Source organism: Pseudomonas sp. B1(2018) (genome assembly GCF_003097365.1).
In the GTDB taxonomy this organism is placed as follows: domain Bacteria; phylum Pseudomonadota; class Gammaproteobacteria; order Pseudomonadales; family Pseudomonadaceae; genus Aquipseudomonas; species Aquipseudomonas laurylsulfatiphila.
Map to the genome: position 1 here is coordinate 122867 of NZ_PYUK01000017.1, position 23966 is coordinate 146832.

Below are 23966 nucleotides of genomic sequence, written 5' to 3' on the forward strand. Positions count from 1 at the left end.
ACTCTTCAGGAGCGTCACCATGGGTTCCACGTTCAACAGCCTGGTAGCCTTGATCATTTTTGTCCTGGACATCTGGGCCATCATCAACGTATTCAAAAGCAGCGCCGAGACCGGGATGAAAGTCCTCTGGGTCCTGTTGATCGCCCTGTTGCCGGTGCTGGGGCTGATCATCTGGGCCATCGCCGGACCGCGGGGCAATGTCAAAATCTGACCGAATCCCCAAAAGCTACACCGACCCTGTGGGAGCGGGCTTGCCCGCGATGATATCGCCGCGGTGTCTCTGACATACCGCAGCGTCTGCATCGCGGGCAAGCCCGCTCCCACAAGGATTGAGGCGAACTGATCAAGAGGTTCGACCTGTCATGTTCCGCGACGTAGAATGCGCGCCTTTCCCGGCCATTCGAGACGAACGAATGGCCATCATGGGCGGGTAACCGTCCGTTGCCACCCGCATTCATCGGAGCACTTCCCATGAGCAACACCCCGACCAGCGATTACCTGGAAACCCTCTACGAAGGCTACGGCCAGCGTTTTCGCATGGAAAAACTGCTGCACGAAGTGCGCACCGAACACCAGCACCTGGTGATCTTCGAGAACCCGCGCATGGGCCGGGTGATGGCGCTGGACGGCGTGATCCAGACCACCGAAGCCGACGAATTCATCTATCACGAAATGCTGACCCACGTGCCGATCCTCGCCCATGGCAGCGCCAAGCGCGTGCTGATCATCGGCGGCGGCGACGGCGGCATGTTGCGTGAAGTGGCCAAGCACCGCAGTGTCGAGCACATCACCATGGTCGAGATCGACGGCACCGTGGTCGACATGTGCAAGGAATTCCTGCCGAATCACTCCAAGGGTGCATTCGATGATCCACGTCTGAACCTGGTGATCGACGACGGCATGCGTTTCGTCGCCACCACCACTGAAAAGTTCGACGTGATCATTTCCGACTCCACTGACCCGATCGGGCCGGGCGAAGTGCTGTTCTCGGAAAACTTTTACCAGGCTTGCCACCGCTGCCTGAACGAAGGCGGCATCCTGGTGACCCAGAACGGCACGCCGTTCATGCAGATCGAAGAAGTGAAGACGACCGCCGGTCGCCTGCGCAGCCTGTTCCCGGACTGGCACTTCTACCAGGCCGCTGTGCCGACCTACATCGGCGGCTCGATGACCTTCGCCTGGGGCGCGACCGATACCGCTTATCGCAAGTTGTCTCGCGAAACCCTGCAACAGCGTTTCACGGGCAGCGGCATCGTCACGCGCTACTACAATCCTGAAATCCACATCGGCGCGTTCGCCCTGCCGCAATACGTGTTGCAGGCAGTGAACAAGCCAAGCAACGACTAAAGCACTACCCCTGTGTAGGAGCTGCCGCAGGCTGCGATCTTTTGATCTGGCTTTTTAAAAGATCGCAGCCTGCGGCAGCTCCTACGCAATACGTTTGAACGATCACCCGGTGTCAAAGTCCAGATATGTGTAAGCCCATCCATGGGTTTTATCGAGGAGGCATCAATGCAAAAGTGGAAAATCACTTTCGTGGATGATCATGGCGAAACCGTCGACGAGGTCTTCGAGTGGGCCGAGCGCCCGGACAACGAGCGCGCTGCCAAGCTCATCAAGGCCCGGCTTCTTCCTGTCGCTGCCGAACTGGATCTGAACGATCTGGAAGGGCGGACCGCCGATGCGAGCGTCAAAGAGCTCAAGTCCCAGAACAGCATTCAAATCCTCGGCATTACTCCAATCTGAACGGCACCTGTCGCATTCACATCCAGGCCTTGGCAGAGGCTCTATCTTGAGGCTACTCTGCAAGCGAGATCAGCGAATGAATCGCTAAGGTCTGGTCTTGTCAGCTCCATGCTTGTTTCCCGCCGGCACATCGGTTGCCGTCGCTCGCGCTGTTCGGTTGCGGGTGAGGGAGTACGGAAAGTCTATCCATCGTTTTGAGGAGGACGTTTCATGAGCACAGCCTATCAAGAAGACATCAGCAGCAGCGTGTTGCGCCGCATGAAAGAAGGCGGTTTTGACTTTTCGCGGTTTCATCCCATCGAGTTCTACGCCATTTTCCCGGATGAGGAGCGGGCACGCAGGGCGGCAGGTCATTTCCACCGTGGTGAATCCCTGGATGCGCAAGTCAGTGTGCGCGACGATGGCGCCTGGGCGCTGGAGTTGTGCAAAGTCATGTATGCCACCTACGACGACATCGGCGACTTCGAACAGGGTTTCGAAGCGGTGGTCGAGCCGTTGGGCGGCATCATCGAAGGCTGGGGTGTGAAACAGGAGGTACGAGGGCGACTCGCATAAGCTTATGAACAGTGACAACCGGCAATGACGGCTGACCTTCGGGTTGGCCGTTTTCGTTTATGGATGTTGAAGATCAAAAGATCGCAGCCTGCGGCAGCTCCTACAGGGTGTGTGCGATCCCTGTGTAGGAGCTGCCGAAGGCTGCGATCTTTTGCTCTTGTTTCAACAAGGCAAAAAAAAGCCACCTGAACAGGCGGCTAAAAGGGAAGTTCGGTGTGCTTTTCAGCGAATGCCTGGATTATCCGCACCCGTTACCGGGCAGTGAAATCATCTCTGGCTATGCTGGTGATAGGCGATAACCACGCCTTGCAATGAAGCGGGGGGCGATCAGATTGGAGCAATTGCCGCACAGGAATGGTGCGGTACTTGCGCATTGATTATCCAACTGATTGATATCAAAGCGTTTATGCCGCTGGCACGGGCCTTGCGAAGGTCTGGACGTCCGAGTGACAAGGAGTACGGCATGATCCGCACCTATTTTGATGAGATGTACGATGCCGGCGGCCAGGTCCGCCCGCATTATCGGGAGTTTGCCCGTTGGCTGGCCGAGACGCCTGACGAGCTTCTGGCACAACGGCGACGCGAGGCCGATCTGCTGTTTCATCGCGCCGGGATTACCTTCACGCTCTACGGGGACGAGCAGGGCACAGAGCGCCTGATCCCCTTCGACACCATCCCCCGCAGCATCCCCGCCAGTGAATGGCGGGTCGTCGAGCGCGGCTGCATCCAGCGGGTCAAGGCGTTGAACATGTTCCTCGCCGACCTGTATCACGAGCAACGCATCATCAAGGCCGGCATCATTCCGGCCGAGCAGGTGCTGGCCAACGAGCAGTACCAGTTGGCGATGCAGGGGCTGGATCTGCACCGCGATATCTACTCGCACATCTCCGGCGTCGACCTGGTGCGCGACGGTGACGGCACCTACTACGTGCTCGAAGACAATCTGCGCACACCGAGCGGCGTCAGCTACATGCTCGAAGACCGCAAGATGATGATGCGCCTGTTCCCCGAACTGTTCGCGGCGCAACGCATCGCGCCCATCGACCACTACCCGAACCTGTTGCTCGATACCCTGAAAAGCTCAAGCCCCATCGATAACCCCAGCGTGGTGGTGCTGACACCCGGGCGCTTCAACAGCGCGTTCTTCGAGCATGCGTTTCTGGCGCGGGAAATGGGTGTGGAACTGGTGGAAGGTGCGGACCTGTTCGTGCGTGACGACAAGGTCTTCATGCGCACCACCGACGGGCCGAAAGCGGTCGACGTGATTTATCGTCGTCTCGACGACGCCTTCCTCGATCCGCTCGCCTTCAACCCGGAATCGATGCTCGGCGTGCCGGGGCTGCTGTCGTCCTACCGTTCCGGCAACGTGGTGTTGGCCAATGCCATCGGCACGGGGGTGGCGGACGACAAATCGGTGTATCCGTTCGTGACCGACATGATCCGTTTCTACCTCGATGAAGAACCGATCCTGAAGAACGTGCCGACCTGGCAGTGCCGTAATCCGTCTGAACTTTCCCACGTGCTGGCCAATCTTCCAGAACTGGTGGTCAAGGAAACCCAGGGCTCCGGCGGTTACGGAATGCTGGTGGGGCCGGCGGCGACGGCGGCGGAAATCGAAGCTTTCCGTGCGCGGATCATCGCCAAGCCCCATGCCTATATCGCACAACCCACGCTGTCGCTGTCGACCTGTCCGACCTTTGTCGAAAACGGTATCGCGCCACGCCACATCGACTTGCGGCCGTTTGTCCTGTCGGGTCGTGAGACCCGGGTGGTGCCCGGCGGCTTGACCCGTGTCGCCCTGCGCGAAGGCTCCCTGGTGGTCAACTCTTCCCAGGGTGGCGGAACCAAGGACACCTGGGTGGTCGAGGATTAAAGGAAGCCTGCCATGTTAAGTAGAACTGCCTCGGATTTGTATTGGATGTCGCGTTACCTGGAGCGGGCGGAAAACCTCGCACGGATGCTCGACATCAGCTATTCGCTGTCGCTGATGCCGCAAGACGGCCGTGGCGACGGTCTGCACGAACTGGCCATGCCGCTGTTGATCACCGGCACCCTGGACGATTACCTGGAACGCCATGGCGAACTGCATGCCGAACGGCTGCTGCATTTTTTCGCCCTGGATGCGGCTAACCCGGCAAGCATCTACAGCTGCCTCGGTGCCGCACGGGCCAGCGCCCATGCGGTGCGCGGGCGCATCACCGCCGACATGTGGGAAAACATCAACGCCACCTGGCTGGAGATTCGCGGCATCGCCGAGCAGGGCCTCAGTCGCTACGGCATGAGCCGATTCTGCGAGTGGATCAAGGAACGTTCCCACCTGTTCCGCGGCGCGTCCTACGGGACCATCATGCGTAACGATGCGTTTCGCTTCATTCGTCTGGGGACCTTCATCGAACGGGCGGACAACACCTTGCGCCTGCTCGATGCCCGCTACGAAATGGCCGGCGACCAGGCCGAAGCGGTCAGCGATGGCACCGCTCACGCGTATTACCAGTGGAGCGCGTTGTTGCGAGCGTTGTCGTCGTTCGAGGCCTACACGGAAATCTACCGTGACGCCCCTGGCGCCCGACATGTCGCCGAATTGCTGTTGCTGCGCGCCGATGTACCGCGTTCCCTGCGTGCCTGCACCGAAGAAATCGACCAGATCCTCGCGCAATTGCCGGGGGCCAACGGTCGTCCGGCACAGCGCCTGGCGGCAGAAATGGACGCGCGCCTGCGCTACACCGGCATCCATGAAATTCTCGAAGAAGGCCTGCACGCCTGGCTGACCGAGTTCATCCCGCTGGTGCGCCAGTTGGGTAACGCGATTCACAGTTCTTATCTGGAGGCCGCATGAGACTTTCCATTAGCCACGAGACCACCTATCACTACGAAGACAAGGTGCGGGCGAGCATCCAGTACCTGCGGCTGACGCCCCACGACAGCGAGCGCCAGCACGTGCTCAGCTGGCAGCTCGACCTGCCGCGTCCGGTGCGGGCGCAACTCGATCCGTTCGGCAACATCCTGCATGTGCTGACCATGGACGAGCCCCACGAGGCGATCATCATCGGTGCCCGCGGCCAGGTCGATATCGATGAATGGCGTGAAGCCGAGCACGAAAGCCAGTCGGCATTGCCGTTCCTGCGCTTCACCCGTTTGACCGAAGCCGACGCCGCCCTGCGTGCGTTCGCCGAGAAGCAATGCAAGCAACGCCGCGATCGCACGGCGTTGATCGATCTGATGCATGGCCTCAACCAGCATATGACCTACACGCCGGGTTCCACGGAAGTGGACACCAGCGCGGCCCAGGCCTTTGCCGGACGCTCCGGCGTCTGTCAGGACCATACCCATGCGTTTCTTGCCTGCACCCGCAGCCTGGGCATTCCTGCACGTTATGTGTCGGGCTATCTGTACAGCGAAAGCAGCGAACACCTGGCCAGCCACGCCTGGGCCGAAGCCTGGCTGGATGACGCCTGGTACAGCTTCGACGTGACCAACGAACTGGCCCGGCCGGAGCGTCACCTGAAACTGGCGGTGGGCCTGGATTACCTGGATGCCTGCCCGGTACGCGGGATGCGCCGGGGCGGCGGGTGTGAGCAGATGCACGCGAAGGTGCTGGTCTCACCGACGCCCGCGCCGGTGATTTCGGTGCAACAACAGTAATACCGCGGATCGCCCGTTGTAGGAGCTGCCGAAGGCTGCGATCTTTTGACGTTGTCTTTTTAAAAGCAAAATCAAAAGATCGCAGCCTTCGGCAGCTCCTACAGTGCGTGCGAGTCAGGGCTTGATCTTGCGCCCGACCATATGCTGCAAATACCCCACCAGCATCCCCAGATCCCCATCCGGCAACACCTCGGCCGAGAACCCGGGCATCTTCGCCTGCGGCCACTGGCGCAAACTCTGTGGATCGCGAATGTAGCGCTTGAGGAAGTCCGCGCCGAAGTACTCGGTCGGGCTGTATGGAATATTCAGGTCCGGCCCGAACTGCGCATCCCCGGCGCCATTGAGTCGATGGCACGCCAGGCAGTTCTTCTGGAACAACGCAAAACCCTGGTTCACCGGATCATCGGCCTTCAAGGACGGATCGGGCAGCAGGGCAGGGAAGCGCTCGGCCACGGGCGCCAGGCGCTTGATGCTCGCGACCTGGAACGGCCATTGCTCGGGGCTGATGTTGCCGGCCTGCGGATCGGTCCAGACCAGGTAGAACGGCCCGGCACCCGGCTTGCCTTCCGCTAGCGCCGGCCACGGTTTGGCCGGGTCTTCAATTGCCAGCCAGGCCCGTGCCCCTTGGGTATTGAGCAACGGCGCGGCGGCCATCTCGGCGGCAAAGCCATCCAGGGCGACGGCTTGCAGGTGGTCGTCAGGCTTGATGCCGGCCAACAGGGCGGACAGAGGCACGGCGCGGTAGCTCATGTCCCTTTTGTAGGAAACGTCGTTGCTGATATTGAGGGTTTGCACCTGGGGATGCTTGAGCAATTCCTCCGTCTGCCAGGTGCGACTGTTCGCGCCCAGCTCCAGATTCAGCTGTGCGGCATAAAGGGGCGAGCCAAACAGCAGGGCCCCGAGCAGAATGAGCATTTTCAAAGTGATTGCCGTCCTTGTCGTGGAAGTGCCATGAAGGGTGGCACAGCCACGCTGGCCCGGGTAGCGGGCCAGTCACATTTTGATAGTGGCAATTCAAAAACTGTGACGCCGTATCTCTTGGACGCGACTAGCCGATGACCTTGGTCAGGTTCGGCAGTATCAACAACAGCGTGGTGGCAAAAAGGATGAGCCCGGCTTGACGTACTTTCGATTGTTTGAACATGGCTTGACCGCCTTTATTGTTATTTCCTGATGCCTGCCTGCATAGCTCCATGATGGCAGCGCGTTGCACTTCCTGTAGTGACGAGCGCCTCGGCAAAACCCGACGACAACTTCGTACAAGTTCACCTTAGAGCCCGCGCAGCGCTTGGTTTAGATCCATTTCGTATGGTGTTGTCACGATTCGCTTTAAAAAAGGTATGAGGCCTATTGCCAGCTTCTTTGCCGCCCGTTGGCTAGACAGCTTGGTGTCCTGAATCGGTTAATCCGCTCGTTCACGACCGTCCGTCTGAGCGTGTGCGTCAACATCTGTGAGCGCTGCGGTCATTGAATCAAACGCGGCTCGGGCCAAGAGTGGGCACTCTGCCTTTACTCTCCTGCACTGCGGTTCGAGGACGTCATGACCCAAGCATTGATTTTCGACGCATTACGCACGCCCCGTGGCAAAGGCAAGGCCGACGGCGCCTTGCACAGTGTCAAACCGGTGAACCTGGTGGCCGGTTTGCTCAGCGCGCTGCAGCAGCGCACGGCGCTGGACACCAGCCAGGTCGATGACGTCGTGCTCGGCTGCGTGACGCCGATTGGCGATCAAGGTTCTGACATCGCCAAGACCGCCGCCCAGGTGGCCGATTGGGATGTCAGTGTGGCGGGGGTACAAATCAACCGTTTCTGCGCTTCGGGGCTGGAGGCGGTCAACCTCGGCGCAATGAAAGTGCGTTCCGGCTTCGAGGACCTGGTGGTGGTCGGTGGTGTCGAGTCGATGTCTCGGGTGCCGATGGGCAGCGATGGCGGCGCCTGGGCGCTGGACCCGGCGACCAACCTGCACAGCCATTTCACGCCGCAAGGGGTGGGTGCCGACCTGATCGCCACTCTTGAAGGCTTCAGCCGTCAGGACGTCGATGCCTACGCCCTGCATTCCCAGCAGAAGGCAGCGCGGGCGCGGGCCGACGGTTCGTTCAACAAGTCGCTGGTGCCGGTGCAGGACCAGAACGGCATCATCCTGCTCGATCACGATGAGTTCATCCGCGCCGAATCGACCCTGGAAGGCCTGGGCAAGCTCAAGCCGAGTTTCGAGATGATGGGGCAGATGGGGTTCGATGCCACCGCGCTGCGGGTCTACAGCCATGTCGAACGGATCAATCATGTTCACACTCCGGGCAACAGCTCCGGGATTGTCGATGGCGCGGCGTTGATGCTCATCGGCTCCGAAGCCAAGGGCCGGGAGTTGGGGCTGCAGGCGCGGGCGCGGATTGTCGCCACGGCGGTCACCAGTACCGACCCGACCATCATGCTCACCGGCCCGGCGCCGGCGACCCGCAAGGCGTTGGCCAAGGCCGGGCTGCGGGTCGAAGACATCGACCTGTTCGAGGTCAACGAGGCGTTCGCTTCGGTGGTGTTGAAATTCATCAAGGACATGGCGGTCGACCCGGACAAGGTCAATGTCAACGGCGGTTCCATCGCCATGGGCCACCCGCTGGGCGCCACCGGTTGCGCCATTCTCGGCACGCTGCTGGATGAACTGGAAGCCCGACGGCTGCGATATGGCCTCGCGACCCTGTGTGTCGGCGGCGGCATGGGCATTGCCACCATCATCGAACGCCTCTGAGCCCGGACTTCAAGGAATCCCGTTATGAGCGAAGCCATTCGTTACGAAAAAGACCAGGACCGCATTGTCGTCCTGACCATCGACCTGCCGGGCCAGAGCGCCAACACCATGAACGCGGTGTATCGCGAGGCCATGGCCGACTGCGTCGCGCGCCTGGTGGGCGAGAAGGACAACATCGTCGGTGTGATCATCACGTCGGCCAAGAAAACCTTCTTTGCCGGCGGCGACCTCAATGAGTTGATCAAGGTCGGCAAGCCCGAAGCCAAAGCATTCTACGACATGGTGCTGACCCTCAAGGGGCAGTTGCGCACCCTGGAAACCCTCGGCAAACCGGTGGTTGCGGCGATCAACGGCGCGGCACTCGGCGGCGGCTGGGAGATCTGCCTGGCCTGCCATCACCGGGTGGCGCTGGATAATCCTGCGGTGCAACTCGGCCTGCCGGAAGTCACCCTCGGCCTGCTGCCGGGTGGTGGTGGCGTGGTGCGCATGGTACGCATGCTCGGGATCGAAAAAGCCCTGCCGTACCTGCTGGAAGGCAAGAAGGTGCGGCCGCAACAGGCATTGCAGGCAGGCTTGATCGACGCGTTGGCGACCGACCGCGAAGATCTGCTGGCCAAGGCGCGGGCGTGGATTCTGGCCAACCCGGTGGCGGTACAACGCTGGGATGTGAAGGGCTATCAGATTCCGGGTGGCACACCGTCGAATCCGAAAGTCGCGCAGATGCTGGCGATTGCCCCGTCTATCCTGCGCAGCAAAACCCAGGGCACGATGCCCGCGCCGGAGAAAATCCTCTGCGCAGCGGTCGAGGGCGCGCAGGTGGATTTCGACACCGCGCACCTGATCGAAACCCGCTACTTCACCGAGCTGACCACCGGCCAGGTCTCGAAAAACCTGATCGGTACATTCTGGTTCCAGCTCAACGAAATCAACGCCGGCGGCTCGCGGCCGCAAGGTTTTGCGCCTTATGTCACCCGCAGGGTCGGCGTGCTCGGCGCCGGGATGATGGGCGCCGGTATCGCGTTTGTCAGCGCGTCCGCGGGTATCGATGTGGTACTCAAGGACATCAACCTCGCCGCAGCCGAGAAGGGCAAGGCGCATTCGGCAGCGCTGCTGGACAAGAAAGTCGCTCGCGGACAAATGAGCATCGAGCAACGTGACGCGGTGCTGGAGCGCATTCAAACCAGCGAAAACGATGCTGACCTGGCCGGTTGCGACCTGATCATCGAGGCGGTGTTCGAGGATCGTGACCTCAAGGCCAAAGTCTCGTTGGCCGCGCAGAAGGTCGTCGGCGCGGACACGGTGATCGCGTCCAACACCTCGACCTTGCCGATCAGCGGCCTGGCGTGCGCCGTGCCCGATCAGAGCAAGTTCATCGGCCTGCATTTTTTCAGCCCCGTGGAAAAAATGCCGCTGGTGGAAATCATCAAGGGTGCCAACACCAGCGACGAAACCCTGGCCCGTGGATTCGATTACGTCCTGCAAATCAGGAAAACCCCGATTGTGGTCAACGACAGCCGCGGTTTCTTCACGTCGCGGGTGTTCGGCACCTTCACCAACGAAGGCATTGCCATGCTGGGCGAAGGTGTGAGTGCGGCGATGATCGAGACTGAAGCACGCAAGGCCGGCATGCCTGTAGGACCGCTGGCGATCTCTGACGAAGTTTCCCTCAGCCTGATGAGCCATATCCGCCTGCAAACGGCCAAGGACCTGCAAGCAGAAGGCAAGCCGCTGACAGAACATCCTGCGTTTGCCGTCATCGACTTGCTGCTCAATGAGTTCAAGCGTCCGGGCAAGGCGGCCGGTGGCGGTTTCTACGAGTATCCGCTGGGCGGCCAGAAACACCTGTGGCCGGAGTTGAAAAAACGCTTCGAGAAAGCCGACGGGCAGATTTCGCCAGTGGATGTGCGTGATCGCCTGTTGTTCGTGCAAGCACTCGAAACCGTGCGTTGTGTAGAGGAGGGCGTGTTGACCTCGACGGCGGACGCCAACGTCGGCTCGATCTTCGGCATCGGTTTCGCCGCCTGGACCGGCGGTGCACTGCAGTTCATCAACCAGTACGGCGTACAGGACTTCGTCGCCCGCGCCCAGTACCTGGCCAAGCAATATGGCGAACGGTTCGCGCCGCCTGCGCTGCTCCTGGAAAAAGCGGCGAAAGGGGAGGTCTTCTAAGGGCGCGATGACACATTTCGGGGCTTGCCTTGTCACCGTGTTTCGAGGCAGGCTCTGGGGTGTGCATTATTCCCATCACGTGTCAGGTATTTTTTATGTCGTTACGCATCTGCATTCTGGAAACCGACCACCTGCGTCCGGAATTGGTTGACCAATATCAGGGCTACGGGCAGATGTTCAAACACCTGTTTTCGCAGCAGCCGATTGCCGCCGAGTTCACCGTCTACAACGTGGTGCAGGGTGAATACCCAAGCGACGACCTGACATTCGACGCCTACCTGGTGACGGGCAGCAAGGCCGACTCCTTCGGCACCGACCCGTGGATCGAAACCCTCAAGAAGTACCTGTTGACCCGCTACGAGCGTGGCGACAAGTTGCTCGGCGTCTGCTTCGGTCATCAGTTGCTGGCATTGCTGCTCGGTGGCAAGAGCGAGCGTGCGACCCAGGGGTGGGGTGTCGGCACCCACAACTACAAACTGGCCGCCAAGGCTCCATGGATGAGTCCTGTACGCGAGGAACTGACACTGCTGATCAGCCACCAGGATCAGGTCACGTCGCTGCCGGAAAACGCCACGGTCATCGCCTCCAGCGATTTCTGCCCCTATGCCGCCTATCACATCAACGACCAGGTGCTGTGCTTCCAGGGGCATCCGGAATTTATCCACGACTACTCCCGCGCCCTGCTGGAGATTCGTCAGGATGCGCTGGGCCAGCAGATCTACTCCAAAGGCATTGCGAGCCTGGAGCAGGAGCACCACGGCACCACGGTTGCCGAATGGATGATGCGGTTTGTCGCGCACAAGCCGGCGGCTGTTTAAAACCTGAATGCTTCGCGAGCAAGTCGGATCGCCGCACCGCCGCTCCCACATTGAAATGCGATCAACATGTGGGAGCGGGCTTGCTCGCGAAGGTCGTGAACGATAACGCGCCAAACCTGACAGCCCGCGGTGCTCTCAGGTTTTTCGCGAGCGAGCTCGCTCCTACAGCCAGCCCGATTTCTTGAAACTCGCCCACAACCCCACGCAGCCCACCGTAATAAACCCCAGCACCCCGAAATAGCCGTAGTGCCAGCCCAACTCAGGCATATTCTGGAAGTTCATCCCGTAAATGCCCGCCACCGCCGTCGGGAAGGCCAGAATCGCCGCCCAGGCCGCAAACTTGCGTTGCACCACGCTCTGGCGAGAGGCCTCCAGCAGCACCCCGACCTCAATCGTCTGGCTGGCAATATCCGCCAGGGTTGTCAGGTCTTCCATCTGCCGCGTTACATGGATCTGCACATCGCGAAAGTACGGACGCATGTTCTTGTCGATGAACGGGAAACTCAGCTTTTGCAGTTCCTCGCCAATCTCCACCATCGGCGCCGCGTAACGACGCAGGCGCAAGACATCCCGGCGCAAGCCATGAAGTTTCTGAATGTCATGCTCATTCAGTGCACTGCAAAGTACGTTGCGTTCCAGCTCATCGATTTCAGCATGGATGGCTTCACCCATTGGCTGGTAGTTTTCGATGACAAAGTCGAGGATGGCGTAAAGTACGAAATCTTCTCCGTGCTCCAGCAGAATCGGACGTGCCTCACAGCGCTGTCGGACATAGGCGTAGGAAGCCGAATGGCCGTTGCGTGCAGTAATGATGTAACCCTTGCCCGCAAATATATGTGTTTCGATGAACTCGAGTTTGCCTTCATTGCGAATCGGCGAGTACGTAACGATGAACAGCGCATCGCCGAAGGTTTCCAGCTTCGGCCGGCTGTGTTTTTCCAGGGCGTCTTCAATGGCCAGCTCGTGCAGGTTGAACTGGCGTTGCAGGTTGTAGAGTTCCTCGGCGTTCGGCTCCTCAAGGCCGATCCAGACAAAGTGCCCGGGTTTTGCCGCCCAGGCTGCACCTTCGTCGAGGGTGATATTGGTGACTTTCTTACCGGCGCTATAAACCGCAGCAGCAACAACTCTACCCATGATGGTGATTCACTTCTTCTTGGCAGCTTTCAATTGGCAACAAATGCAATGGCAGTGTCGATCAGCTTAGCCTCGCAGGGGTTTGAGAGTCAGTTAAATCTGCCGAGTTCGCCGGTAAAGTCTCGCAGGCAAAAGAAAACCCGCACCAGGCGGGTTTTCTTGTTCAGGCGGCTTGCAGTTGCCGGTCCATCGACTCGATGCATTCACGCATCTGCTCGCGGCACTGGGCAATCAGCAGGGGCATGTCGTCCAGGCTCAATCCGGCGGTGGGAATCGCCGGCAACGAGCGAATCAGGATCTTCCCGCTGCGCCAGCGGTTCAATCGCATGTGTTTGACGTAACTGCTGACACACACCGGCACGATGGGTACCCCGGCGGCAATGGCCATTTGGAAGGCGCCTTTCTTGAAGGGCAGCAACTCTTCGCCCAGGTTGCGCGTGCCTTCCGGGAACACCCAGATCGAGGTGTCTTTGTTTTGCAGGGTGTGGGTGGTGGTCAACATCGACTGCCGCGCCTTGTGCGCATTGCCGCGGTCGATCAGCACATTGCCGGCCAGCCAGAACAGCTGCCCGAACAGTGGCACCCATTTCAGGCTCTTTTTGCCGATGCACACGGTACGGCGGGGCACCACGTTGCCAAACACGAACAGGTCGTAGTTGGACTGATGATTGGCGACGATCACGCAGCTGTCAGGTTTATCCATCAACGGCCCGACTTCCGCCTTCACCCGCAAACGCAAAATACACATGGCTGGCCACGCATACAGGCGTGCGCACAGGCGGCTGTTGTCCGGGTTGAAAGGGCGGCACAGGCCGAGGATTACACCCAGCACGCCTGCCACGATAAAATGCAGGCCCATCAATGACATACGGAACAAAAACAGCATTTACAGGCCCCACCGGGACAAAAGGTGGCGCAGTGTACGGATGTGCACTGTTTTCGGCAATTGCTGCCAGAGTAGTGAGCGATAGCCGATGTTTGTGCTGATGTTTCCGACTAATGGGTCAGGCACGGTCTAGAGCCATCACAGATGTTTAACCAGGACAGGTACGAAAAAGCCCGACGCGACGGTCGGGCTTTTCGTTGCAGCAGATCCGGGCTTAACCCAAATGCTCCTGGTCCTGGATGATCGCGTTGTCCAGGGCCTCCAACAGTGCTTTGCGCACTTTCAACTTGGTGTTCTTGTGCGCGGTCATGTTGATCTTCTTCAACTGACGAGCCGCCGCCAGTGCCGTGACTTGCAGTTCTTCCGCCGACACCACGACATCCAGGAAACCGGCAGCCACGGCGCCTTGTGGATTGAACATCTCACCGTTGACCACCGAGCGCTGAAGCGCCACTTTGTTCAGGCGGTCACGGGCGATCTCGATGCCCGCGTGGTGCATGGTCATGCCGATCTGCACTTCGTTCAGGCCAATGCTGAACGGACCGTCTACGCCGATGCGATAGTCGGCCGACAACAGCAGGAATGCACCCTTGGCCACCGCATGCCCCGGGCACGCCACGATCACCGGGAAAGGGTGCGACAGCAGACGGCGGGCCAGGGTCGAGCCGGAGGTCACCAGTGCCACGGCTTCTCTAGGACCCGCCGTCATCACCTTCAAGTCATAACCGCCAGAGAGAATGCCCGGCTGCCCGGTAATGATCACCACCGCACGATCAGTCACTGCCCGATCCAGCGCAGCGTTGAACTCGGCAATCACATCCGGGGAGATGGCATTGACCTTGCCATTGCTCAAGGTCAGGGTCGCGATACCGTCTTCGAGATGGTAGGAAATCAACTCACTCATGACGCTATTCCTTTCAATAAAGTTGGGCAGACGTTACCCACCGCCGCAGGCCAGGTAAAGCGCCGTGACTGACCCGCCAGTCACCCTTTGCCCGCCCGCCAGGCGCAGCCCGCCGCGCCTGCTGCGCATTCCCCTCTATATAGAGGAGGGCACGAAGCCGGAGATTGGCCGGTTTGCCATGGCCCGGAGGGAGCGCAAACGCTGAATCGCGTTAACCGCATGAAAATTCTGAAAAAAATGTTTGCCATCGGAAAAGCTTTCGACTACATTAGCGCGCCTCGACAGACAGAACATGTTTGAAGAGATACGGTGAAGTGTCCGAGTGGCTTAAGGAGCACGCCTGGAAAGTGTGTATACAGGAAACTGTATCGAGAGTTCGAATCTCTCCTTCACCGCCACATTCTGAAAACCCCCGCAAGCTTACGGTTTGCGGGGGTTTTTCTTTTTCAGTTGTGCCAATCAATACATCCCGCCACTTACCGAGTCTCCACTACGTCAGCTCAAACCGCTCTTGCGCATAATCCTTACCTGCCAGGGTAAGTTCAAAAATGGTGGCGCCGAACGTACCCCGAGTCACTTTTTGATTCACAAGACGTTTAGCCTGGAGTTGCTTCAGACCCTCTTCAACTTCCAGCTTGCTGAGTGAGACCAGTTTGCAAATCGAGTCCAGGTTTGCAACTTTTCTGAAGTTTGCGTGATAGGCCAAAGCTTCCATCAGCAGCGTTTGGTTATCTGTCAGCTGTGGAAACTGTGGGTTGTTCTTTTTGTAAATTTTTCGCTCTATTTCATGTAGCTCGCCGTAGGCTCCGTCGTTGCTGCGGTAGTAGTAAATCACTAAGGTCAGGGTGCTGACGAAAGCCCCGATAATCATCAGCAGCGACCAGTTCGGCATTGGCGTTTCCAGTTGAAGCCAGCTCCATGTGCGTAGCAGCCAGCCCTTGATCTCTGCCAACAACCTCAACTCGAAGTAAGTGTCGAGCAGCTTTGTGGCAATGATCAGGGCAATAAGGAAGCCTGCAGCCGAGTAGGCCATAGCCTTGCAAGTGAACGGGGAATGATTGCCTTCTGCCGCCATGCTAATGGTCTCCAGCGCAGGGAACCGATGTTTCAGCATAGCAGCAGGGCACTCTGGCATTGGCCGCGCAAGCAGTGAACAAGGCGAGCCGGCTGTTAGACTGTGCGGATTCTTCGAATGGAATCGACATCATGCTCCCTCCTCGCGTCAGTTTTAGTGGTACCGCCAGGTTCATAGTGACTGTTGGGATGGTCGCCCTGTCATCACTGGCCCTCGCTTCCGTTCCTGCAACCTTTCCCGACGCCGAAGCCAGCGACCCCGCCAGGCTGGGCTGGATGGTCGGGTCTCCACCTCCCGCTGATCGCACTGTGCGTTTTGAAGACGGCAGCTATTTCCGGTTTCCGGCAATGCGCTGGAGCGTCTCGAATTTCCGGCAACTGATGCCGACGATCAATGTTTCGCGTGGGCTTGGTTCGCCTGTTCACTTGGTATCCACGTTGCGCGACGACATCGACAGGATCAGTTTCGTCCCCCTTGGTGCCCAGATGCCGATGACCTGGGAGCAATCCCTGGCGGCTACCTACACCGATGGCATTGTGGTGATGCACCGTGGGAAGGTCGTCTACGAGCGTTACTTCGGTGTGTTGAAGGCGGACGGTCAACACGCCGCGATGTCGGTGACCAAGTCTGTGGTCGGCACGCTGGGCGCCATGTTGGTGGCGCAAGGGCGTATCGATGCTGGCAAACGGGTTGACGAATATGTACCGGAGCTGAAGGGCTCCGCGTTTGGTGGCGCCACGATACGGCAGGTGCTCGACATGACGACGGGCCTCAAATACAGCGAGGACTACGCGGACCCGGATGCCGAGGTCTGGGCCCATGCCAGGGCAGGCAGCCCGTTGCCAAAACCCAAGGGTTATGACGGCCCTCGCAGTTACTACGAGTTTCTGCAGACGGTGCAACCACAAGGCGAGCACGGCAAGGCGTTTGCCTACAAAACCGTCAACACCGATGTGCTGGGCTGGGTCATTGCCCGCGCCACCGGACGCAATGTGGCGCAACTGCTGTCGGAGCAAATCTGGAGTCGATTGGGCGCCGAACAGGACGCCTATTTCACCGTGGACTCCATCGGCACGCCGTTCGCCGGTGGTGGCCTGAATACGGGGCTTCGGGATTTGGCGCGGTTTGGCGAGATGCTGCGTAACGGCGGTCGGTTCAATGGTCAGCAGATCGTGCCTGAGGCCGTGATTGCCGATATCCGTGCTGGTGCCGATAAACAGGCTTTCGCCAAGGCGGGGTACACATTGCTCAAAGACTGGAGTTACCGGTCGATGTGGTGGGTGACGGACAAGGAGGGCGGGGCGTTCATGGCGCGCGGGGTTCACGGGCAGCGTATCTATGTCGACCCGAAGGCCGAGATGGTCATCGTCCGTTACGCATCACATCCGGTGGCCAGCAACTCGGCCAATGACCCCGTGACTTTGCCGGCGTTTGATGCGCTGGCCGAATATCTGAACAGGAATAAACAGCAATGATCACCACCACAACCCACTCTATTGAAGGCCGGCAAATTACCGCCTACCTGGACATCGTCAGTGCCGAGTCAGTGCAAGGGATCAACGTTGTTCGTGACGTGTTTGCCGGGATGCGCGACTTTTTCGGCGGGCGCTCCCAGACGCTGGAGCGAGCGTTGAAGGAAGCACGCATTCAGGCCACCGATGAGATCAAGGAGCGGGCACGGGCGCTTCAGGCGGACGCAGTGGTGGGCCTTGACTATGAGATCAGCATGCCGGCCGGCAAGGGCGGGATGGTCGTCGTGTTTGTGACCGGGACAGCGGTCAAGTTGCGATGAGGGATCGCAGCCATTCGTCGGTCACACGGAAATTCGAACGGAAAGTCCATTAGTGACCGGCTAGTCTGAAAAACCTTGGCGGTCGATATTTTTCAGGCAAAGGGCTTGCCGGTGTCGACCGCGCTCTTTGAAAGGGGTGAAGAGATGGCTGATCCGTATATCGAGGACGATGGCGCAGAATTTCCGATCAACAATTGCGTACAGTGTGGCCAGACCCAGTATGTGGCCAGTTTCGGCGAAGACCAGACAGAGGTCGACAAGATCAAGACCAGGGCGTGCCGGGTCCTGAAGGGCAAGTTCCTGCCCAAGGTGACAGCACCGGTCAGGAAGTAGGCGAACACAGGCAGACCCCGTCATTTAACGGGGTTTTTCATGCCTGAAAGGGTTTCATGACAAGTTTTTTAAAGTGGAGCTCTTTCACAAACTTTTCACAGCACGCTCCGTAGTCTCGACTCATCCGTTAGAAAGCAACACCTGGCCCGTTTCCCCAGCGGGCTTTTTTTTGCCCGTCGTAAAACCTTTTTCAAAATTGCTGTCCAACCGTCGCCAATCGCGAAGTTGGACCGGCGTGCTGGACTCTATCCGCGCAAAAGCATTCAATCTCGCCTCCTTTTTGTGTACCCCTATTTTTTGAGGTTTTTGTCATGCGTTTAACACTGCCCGCTCTGGTTCTGGGGCTTCTGGTTGCTCAAGGTGCAATGGCTGGTGACGGTACTGCCGCGCTGGGTGGTGGCTTGGGCGGCGCATTGGGTAACGTGGTCGGCCAGAAAATGGGCGGCAGCACTGGCGCAGTGATCGGTGCGGGCGTTGCTGGCGCGGCGGGCAGCGCAGTTGCCGCCAAAAAAGGTCATCGCACCAGCGCTGCCATCGGTGGCGGTGTCGGCGCAGCCGGTGGTTCGGTGATCGGTAAAAGCCTGGGTGGCAATTCCGGTGCCACCATCGGCGCCGGCCTGGGTGGTGCATTGGGCGGCGGCGTTGGCAGCAACCTGGCCAACGGTCACAAACGTCATTGATGCTGATCCAGATGTGAAAAAGCCCGGTTTGATGCCGGGCTTTTTCATATCTGAACGATTCCCGCCGCAACGGCTCAAATCTTCCATACCCCTGAAGAATGCGAGGCGTGCCATGAACCCGAAGACCGACGGCAAACAGAACGCAAGCCCGATGACTCGACGATTGATGTTGCCTGCGATTGTTTTTGGATTGCTGCTCTCCCAAGTGGCGCTGGCAGGCGGTAACGGAGATGCCGCGGTGGGCGGTGGTCTTGGTGGGGTGCTGGGCAACGTGGTCGGAGGCCAGGTGGGTGGCAGTACTGGCGCAGCGATTGGTGCGGGTGTCGGCGGAGCGGCCGGCAGTGCTGTTGCCGCGCCCAAGCACAATCGCACCGAAGCGGCGGTAGGCGGTGGTTTGGGCGCCGCGGGTGGATCGGTAGTCGGCAACAGTCTTGGCGGTTCGACCGGATCGGCCATCGGTGCCGGTCTTGGTGGCGCAGCCGGCGGTGCGATCGGCAATGATCTGGGGGATGGCAGTGGCCATTCCCATTCCGGCGGCGGACATAAACACTCGAACAAGCACCACAAAAAGCATCACTGATTGAGTGAGACACACCATGACTCTGGAATCCGAAGACACGGAAGACAAAGACCCAAGCGCACAGCCATCCATCAACGATCCCGGCAATGAAGATCCGGGGTCGCTGATGGATGATGCGACGGTGCCACTTAACGATGCTGATGACGCAGGCGATGTGGGAAATATCGAGTTTGATGATGAGGAAGAGGACGAAGACTGATTGAGTCCTGTTGCCGAATCAACCGATCGTCTACCGGGTCGAACGCGTCCATCGCGCAGTCCTCGATATGTCATGACCTGCGCTTGAGGTCAGATGAGAGGTGCGATATGAACACTGAGCCAAAGGCCTTCGACGATGATGAAACGCCGGAGTATCCGCTGCCGTCACCTACCGACTCCTTGAGCCGCGACCAACGACCGCCGGACGACGAGGTCGGCGTGGAGCAAGTGCCGAGCGACGAGAATGTCGAGAATGTCGAGGCAGATCCGCACGATCGGCGCGATGCAGATACCGATGGCTCGGCAGAGCCGGCTACTTCGAAGCGGCGGTGAGGGCATCCGGGGCTTGAATGCTTCCTGAGCGAATCGATCCGAGGGGGTCGCCCGATCCCAGCGGATCCACCCACCCCGTCGGGTTGCGCGTGTACCGATACGGGTTCAATCCACCGCCCGGCCTGAGCGGATCCGGCGTCAGAAAACGACCGAAATCCGGATGGTAATAGCGATGCCGGTTGTAGTGCAGGCCACTCTCAGCGTCGAAGTATTGCCCCTGAAACCGTAAGGGTTGTTCGAGCCGTTCGCGGCTCGACTCGCGGAGTTTGCCGTGGGCGCTGTATTGGGCCGACCAGACAATCGCACCGCCGTGGCCGGTCAGTTCCTGCGGGGTGCCGAGGTGGTCGAGTTGAAAGTAGTACGGGCAGGCGTGTGCCCGGCCTTTGCCGTCGAGCAGCGCCAGCGGGCGGAAGCTACCGGGTTCACTGCGTTCACTGCTTTCGTAGATGTAGCTGCGGTAGTGCCGGGGGCCGCTTTCGGCGATCAGCCGTTCGTCTTGCCAGAAGTAATGCGTGGTGTAGCCGTCAACAATTTTATGGATGCGCCGGCCGAAAGCATCGTAGCGATAACTGACACTTTTACCGTCCGGGGAACTGACGCCGATCAGGCGGTGCTGGCTGTCGTAGGTGTATTCGGTGACCTGGGGCGGCAGGCCGCGGCGTTCGCGGATCAGATTGCCGAAGGCGTCGTAGTCGTAGTAACTGCCGTCATTGTCACTGCCACTGCCACTGCCACTGCCACTGCGCTGCAGGCGGTAGCCCTGAAACACACATGGGCCGGGACGCCCGTGGATCAGCAGGTTACCGGCCGGGTCGTGGGTGAAGTGCTCTGCGCACTGGTCACGGGCGTGACGTACGCCGGTCAGGCGGTCGAGTGCATCGTATTGATAGCGGCGTGAACCGTGGCGGCTGTCGATAACCTTCAAGAGATTGCCCTTGGCGCTGTAGGCATACTCGCGGCGGTACTGCGGCCGTTGTTTTTGGCTGATGACATGGGCCTGCAAGCGGCCTTGGGCGTCGTAGGCGTATTCGCTGAGCAGAAGGCCCTGTTGGCGCTGCTGTTCGCGCCCGCCGACAAAACGATGGCGGGTCAGGGGTGTGCCGTTGAGGTCGATGGCCGTGAGGGCGCCTCCCTTGGCGTGGTGGTAGACGAGGATACAGGCGTCCGGCAGGCGCAGGCACTTGAGCCGACCGCAGACGTCGTAGTCGTAACGCAGGGTGCCCCAGCCCTGATGCTCGGTGATCAATCGGTCCTGAAGGTCGTATTCGAACTGCAACGGAGAATCCTGGCCGTCATCGACGCTGACCAGTCGCCCGAGCGTGTCGTAGCGGTACTCGACCCGGACCCCATCGGGCAAGGTTTTGACCCGTAACCGCCCGGCGCTGTCACACTGATAGCCGGTAACCCGTTGCGAACCATCCTCGCCAAACTCGGTTTTCTCCAGCAATTGGCCATTGAGGTCGTAGCTGTAAGTGGTACGACGCCCATCGAAGGCGGTTTCCTGTCGGATCAATCCTCCCGGCGTGTAGTCCAGATGGTAAGTGTCGCCCACCTCGTTTTCGATCTCGGTCAGCAGCAATTGCGCATGGTCGTAGCGGTACTTCAGCACGCTGCCATCGGAGTTGATTCGACGGCTGATCAAGTGCAGCTCGTCGGCGTATTCGTAACGGGTTACCCGTCCCAGTTCGTCGGTCTCGGCGGTGATCCGGCCGTAGGCGTTGTAGCGCCAGGCACGGCAGGCCCCCATGGGCAGCGTGGTCCGGTTCAGTCGACCTACGGCATCCCACTCATAACGGGTGATGGCACCGTGTTCGTCCTGCCCGGTCATCCGCCGCCCCAGCGCATCGTAGGAAAACATGCGCTGGGAACCATCGGGCAAGGTTTCTTCCAGCAACTGTCCCAGGACGTTCCAGGCAAACCGGTGAATGCTCCGGTCTGGAAGCCGGATCGTCAGCAAGCGTCCCAGCGAGTCGTAGGAATAGTGGGTGATCTGTCCATCGGGATCGGTGACGGCAGTGATGTCTCCCTGGGCATTGCGCTGGTAGCTCCACGTCGCCCGACCTCGGGTGCGGGCGTGCAGGAAACCGTGGCGATACTTGTAGGACGTGGGCGCCTCATCCGGCGCATGCAGCGCGATCAGTCGCCCGGCTTCGTCATAATGGTATTGGGTGACGGCGCCGAGGGCGTCCTGCTCGAAGATCAATCGGCCCAGATTGTCGTAGGCCTTGTGCTGCTCGCCGCCGTCCAGCCCGATGTGGCGCACCAATCGCGCGTATGGGTCATGAACGTAAACCTCCTGGCTGCCGTCGGCGTTGTTCACCGTCACGGTGCCTTGATCGTCCCAGACGTAACGCGCCTCCATCTGCGCAAACGAGGCCCAATGATGGATGCAGCGGGCGGTCTTGCCGGAGCGTTCCCACGCCCAGAAGACACTCGCGCCGCCCGCCAGTTGCCGTTGCAGGATCACGTGCTGCTCGTCGTAGTCATACCGCTCGCTGTCACCCACGGCGTTGGTCACCTCGACCAGACGCTGGCGGGCGTCGTAGCGGTAGCTGGCCAGTGTCTGTTCGGTGCGCCAGGTGTGCGCCTCGGGCCCGCAGCGCTGAAACACCTGATAGTCGACGGCCACCAGGTGCTTGAGGTCATAACGCAACAGCAAGGCACGGTCGGCGCCGTTGTCCAGGCGCTGAATCCGCTCAAGGCCGTCCCGCTGTACCGTCAGGCGGTTGTCGTAGGCGTCGCTGATCGCGGTCAGTCGGCCGTCGCGGAAATGAAAGAAACGCGCCGCGTCGCCGGCCTGGGCGAGGATCAGTTCGCCCGGTTCTTCGCCGAGGTAAATCGCCGCCCGCGACAGTCTGTTACGGATCATCGGGCGCGCCGTCGTCGGCCATGGAAATGCCGTGCGTCGGTTTTCGGCGTCGATCCACAGCACCTGCTCGCCGTGGAATTCCAGATGCTGGCACAGCGAGTGCCGCCAGCCGAAACCGAGCCCGCTGTCGAGTTCGACGGCACGGGTGCGATAGAGTCGGGTGAAGTCGAACGGCAAGATCCCGTCGAGGGTGCCGTCCGTGAGTGTCAGTGATACTTCACCGGTGACCATCGACACCGGGCCGTTGTGGGGGGCGGTGCGCTTGATACTGGTGGCGAACCTGTGCACCTGTGTCAGGGGGCCGCTGGCGTGACAGGCCAATACCTTTTGGGGATCGAACATCTGCATACTTTCGCTTGGCGGAATGTAGGACGTGAGACTCTGCGGAGGATCTTCAAGGAAAGAAGTCGGGAAAGTAGGCATTTGATGTAGGGCGAATCGCTAAATCACGAGCGCCATTCGGCGTGGATCGGGATTTCATCGTTGCTCTGAGACAGCCGCGCTCGTTATGCTGCTGAATCCTTTAATCCATTCGGGTGCGGGCCTCACCTGCGCCGCCCGGGATGCCTTGGAAAACGGATCAGATGCGATGAATGCACCGCTCAAACCATTCGGCCCGATCAAGGCCGTGATTTTCGATATGGACGGCTTGCTGCTGGATACAGAGGGCATCTACACCGAAGTCACGTCCATCATCGCTGCGCGCTACGGCCGAACGTTCGACTGGAGCATCAAGCAGAACATCATTGGCCGGGGCGCAGGGGATCTGGCGCGCTATGTGGTTGAAGCGCTCGACCTGCCGATTACCGCCGAAGAGTTCCTGGTGATCCGCGAGCCGCTGATGCGCGAGCGTTTTCCTACAGCGCAAGCAATGCCTGGCGCACAGGAACTGGTACGGCATCTGAAGGCCAACAACATTCCCATTGCCGTGGGTACCAGTTCATCGAGCCAGTCGTTCGGTCAGAAAACCACCCTGCACCGCGACTGGTTCACCTTGTTCGACTTCATCGTCACCGCCGATGACCCCGAAGTGGGGGCGGCCAAACCGGCGCCGGACATCTTCCTGACGGCGGCGCGGCGTCTGGGCGTCGCGCCCGAGGATTGCCTGGTGTTCGAGGATTCGCCCTTTGGTGTCACCGCGGCGAAAGCGGCGGGGATGACGGCGATTGCGATTCCGGATGCGGCAATGGCCGACGCCCGGTACGCACACGCCGATGGCATTCTTCGTACGTTGAAGGCGTTCGAGCCGGACGCCTTTGGTTTGCCTGCGCTTGAGTGGGCCTGACAACAAATAATGTGGGAGCGGGCTTGCTCGCGAAGGCGTTGTGTCAGTCACCTCAATGTCGAATGACACACCGCCTTCGTCGGATCGCCGCCCGGAGCAAGCCCGCTTGTATGGTAGGACTTGAAGGGAGGAGGAGGGACAAAGCCCGATTCTGACTGTTAGCGCAGTACAGATCCGTGGGAGATTTCGCCCCTCCTCCTTTCACCCAAGCGCCGATAAAG

24 protein-coding genes and 1 tRNA gene are annotated in these 23966 nt (G+C 59.8%); 19 read left to right on the forward strand and 6 right to left on the reverse strand.

Annotated elements, in window-relative coordinates; translation table 11 throughout:
• Nucleotides 1-19 precede the first annotated feature (19 nt).
• The 7 genes from C9422_RS24095 to C9422_RS24125 all read left to right on the forward strand — a co-directional run bounded on the left by C9422_RS24095 (nucleotide 20) and on the right by C9422_RS24125 (nucleotide 5943).
• Nucleotides 20-211, forward strand: a complete 192-nt coding sequence (locus C9422_RS24095) for a PLD nuclease N-terminal domain-containing protein (RefSeq protein ID WP_116582382.1) — start codon at nucleotides 20-22, stop codon at nucleotides 209-211.
• Between the two features lie 260 nt (nucleotides 212-471).
• Entirely contained in the window at nucleotides 472-1347 is an 876-nt protein-coding gene (speE, locus tag C9422_RS24100) for a polyamine aminopropyltransferase (protein ID WP_116582383.1), read from the forward strand.
• Between the two features lie 165 nt (nucleotides 1348-1512).
• Nucleotides 1513-1746: a hypothetical protein gene (locus tag C9422_RS24105; protein WP_116582384.1), complete on the forward strand. Its 234-nt coding sequence runs from the start codon at nucleotides 1513-1515 to the stop codon at nucleotides 1744-1746.
• 210 nt (nucleotides 1747-1956) lie between these two features.
• Nucleotides 1957-2301 (forward strand): ribonuclease E inhibitor RraB, encoded by a 345-nt coding sequence (locus C9422_RS24110; RefSeq protein WP_007971898.1) that lies wholly within the window; start codon nucleotides 1957-1959, stop codon nucleotides 2299-2301.
• 463 nt (nucleotides 2302-2764) lie between these two features.
• Entirely contained in the window at nucleotides 2765-4174 is a 1410-nt protein-coding gene (locus C9422_RS24115) for a circularly permuted type 2 ATP-grasp protein (RefSeq protein ID WP_007971899.1), read from the forward strand.
• 12 nt (nucleotides 4175-4186) lie between these two features.
• Nucleotides 4187-5137, forward strand: a complete 951-nt coding sequence (locus C9422_RS24120) for an alpha-E domain-containing protein (protein ID WP_007971901.1) — start codon at nucleotides 4187-4189, stop codon at nucleotides 5135-5137.
• Nucleotides 5134-5943, forward strand: a complete 810-nt coding sequence (locus tag C9422_RS24125) for a transglutaminase family protein (protein ID WP_116582385.1) — start codon at nucleotides 5134-5136, stop codon at nucleotides 5941-5943. Before C9422_RS24120 ends, C9422_RS24125 begins: the two co-directional genes overlap by 4 nt.
• A gap of 114 nt (nucleotides 5944-6057) precedes the next feature.
• Here the strand turns inward: C9422_RS24125 and C9422_RS24130 are convergent, their stop codons facing one another.
• Nucleotides 6058-6858, reverse strand: coding sequence for a cytochrome c (locus C9422_RS24130; RefSeq protein ID WP_116582386.1), 801 nt, complete (start codon nucleotides 6856-6858; stop codon nucleotides 6058-6060).
• Between the two features lie 625 nt (nucleotides 6859-7483).
• On the opposite strand from C9422_RS24130, the gene C9422_RS24135 reads away from it, so the two are divergent.
• From C9422_RS24135 to C9422_RS24145, 3 genes are all read left to right on the forward strand, one after another.
• Nucleotides 7484-8689 carry an acetyl-CoA C-acetyltransferase gene (locus tag C9422_RS24135; protein WP_116582387.1) on the forward strand — a complete coding sequence of 402 codons (1206 nt, stop codon included), beginning with the start codon at nucleotides 7484-7486 and terminating at the stop codon, nucleotides 8687-8689.
• Nucleotides 8690-8713: 24 nt separating this feature from the next.
• Nucleotides 8714-10858 carry a 3-hydroxyacyl-CoA dehydrogenase NAD-binding domain-containing protein gene (locus C9422_RS24140; RefSeq protein ID WP_116582388.1) on the forward strand — a complete coding sequence of 715 codons (2145 nt, stop codon included), beginning with the start codon at nucleotides 8714-8716 and terminating at the stop codon, nucleotides 10856-10858.
• Nucleotides 10859-10953: 95 nt separating this feature from the next.
• On the forward strand, nucleotides 10954-11676 hold the full coding sequence (locus C9422_RS24145; RefSeq protein ID WP_007971914.1) for an amidotransferase: 723 nt from the start codon (nucleotides 10954-10956) through the stop codon (nucleotides 11674-11676).
• A gap of 162 nt (nucleotides 11677-11838) precedes the next feature.
• Here C9422_RS24145 and C9422_RS24150 read toward each other — a convergent pair whose 3' ends face one another.
• The 3 genes from C9422_RS24150 to C9422_RS24160 form a co-directional block, all read right to left on the reverse strand.
• Entirely contained in the window at nucleotides 11839-12810 is a 972-nt protein-coding gene (locus C9422_RS24150) for a magnesium and cobalt transport protein CorA (protein ID WP_102702385.1), read from the reverse strand.
• Between the two features lie 163 nt (nucleotides 12811-12973).
• Nucleotides 12974-13696, reverse strand: coding sequence for a 1-acyl-sn-glycerol-3-phosphate acyltransferase (locus C9422_RS24155; protein WP_116582389.1), 723 nt, complete (start codon nucleotides 13694-13696; stop codon nucleotides 12974-12976).
• 214 nt (nucleotides 13697-13910) lie between these two features.
• Nucleotides 13911-14600, reverse strand: coding sequence for a crotonase/enoyl-CoA hydratase family protein (locus tag C9422_RS24160; RefSeq protein ID WP_116582390.1), 690 nt, complete (start codon nucleotides 14598-14600; stop codon nucleotides 13911-13913).
• Between the two features lie 308 nt (nucleotides 14601-14908).
• Here C9422_RS24160 and C9422_RS24165 point away from each other — a divergent pair.
• Nucleotides 14909-14998 (forward strand) — tRNA-Ser (locus tag C9422_RS24165).
• A 92-nt stretch (nucleotides 14999-15090) separates the two neighbouring features.
• On the opposite strand, the gene C9422_RS24170 is transcribed toward C9422_RS24165, so the two are convergent.
• Nucleotides 15091-15675 carry a hypothetical protein gene (locus C9422_RS24170; protein ID WP_116582391.1) on the reverse strand — a complete coding sequence of 195 codons (585 nt, stop codon included), beginning with the start codon at nucleotides 15673-15675 and terminating at the stop codon, nucleotides 15091-15093.
• Nucleotides 15676-15863: 188 nt separating this feature from the next.
• Between C9422_RS24170 and C9422_RS24175 the strand changes: the two genes are divergently transcribed.
• The 7 genes from C9422_RS24175 to C9422_RS24205 all read left to right on the forward strand — a co-directional run bounded on the left by C9422_RS24175 (nucleotide 15864) and on the right by C9422_RS24205 (nucleotide 19591).
• Nucleotides 15864-17150 carry a serine hydrolase gene (locus tag C9422_RS24175; RefSeq protein ID WP_256590025.1) on the forward strand — a complete coding sequence of 429 codons (1287 nt, stop codon included), beginning with the start codon at nucleotides 15864-15866 and terminating at the stop codon, nucleotides 17148-17150.
• Nucleotides 17147-17467 (forward strand): YbjQ family protein, encoded by a 321-nt coding sequence (locus C9422_RS24180; RefSeq protein WP_007971919.1) that lies wholly within the window; start codon nucleotides 17147-17149, stop codon nucleotides 17465-17467. The genes C9422_RS24175 and C9422_RS24180 overlap by 4 nt, the downstream gene beginning before the upstream one ends.
• Nucleotides 17468-17611: 144 nt before the next feature.
• Entirely contained in the window at nucleotides 17612-17800 is a 189-nt protein-coding gene (locus C9422_RS24185) for a hypothetical protein (RefSeq protein WP_033047548.1), read from the forward strand.
• Between the two features lie 311 nt (nucleotides 17801-18111).
• Nucleotides 18112-18480: a hypothetical protein gene (locus C9422_RS24190; protein ID WP_007971921.1), complete on the forward strand. Its 369-nt coding sequence runs from the start codon at nucleotides 18112-18114 to the stop codon at nucleotides 18478-18480.
• 112 nt (nucleotides 18481-18592) lie between these two features.
• Nucleotides 18593-19060, forward strand: coding sequence for a YMGG-like glycine zipper-containing protein (locus tag C9422_RS24195; RefSeq protein WP_116582393.1), 468 nt, complete (start codon nucleotides 18593-18595; stop codon nucleotides 19058-19060).
• A 16-nt stretch (nucleotides 19061-19076) separates the two neighbouring features.
• Nucleotides 19077-19259, forward strand: a complete 183-nt coding sequence (locus C9422_RS24200; protein ID WP_116582394.1) for a hypothetical protein — start codon at nucleotides 19077-19079, stop codon at nucleotides 19257-19259.
• A 107-nt stretch (nucleotides 19260-19366) separates the two neighbouring features.
• Nucleotides 19367-19591, forward strand: a complete 225-nt coding sequence (locus tag C9422_RS24205; RefSeq protein ID WP_116582395.1) for a hypothetical protein — start codon at nucleotides 19367-19369, stop codon at nucleotides 19589-19591.
• On the opposite strand, the gene C9422_RS24210 is transcribed toward C9422_RS24205, so the two are convergent.
• The gene (locus tag C9422_RS24210) at nucleotides 19572-22802 is read right to left on the reverse strand and encodes an RHS repeat-associated core domain-containing protein (RefSeq protein WP_116582399.1); all 3231 of its coding nucleotides are present in this window, start codon (nucleotides 22800-22802) and stop codon (nucleotides 19572-19574) included. The two genes, C9422_RS24205 and C9422_RS24210, sit on opposite strands and share 20 nt — an antisense overlap.
• Before the next feature lie 247 nt (nucleotides 22803-23049).
• On the opposite strand from C9422_RS24210, the gene C9422_RS24215 reads away from it, so the two are divergent.
• Nucleotides 23050-23745: an HAD-IA family hydrolase gene (locus C9422_RS24215; RefSeq protein ID WP_116582396.1), complete on the forward strand. Its 696-nt coding sequence runs from the start codon at nucleotides 23050-23052 to the stop codon at nucleotides 23743-23745.
• Nucleotides 23746-23966 lie beyond the last annotated feature (221 nt).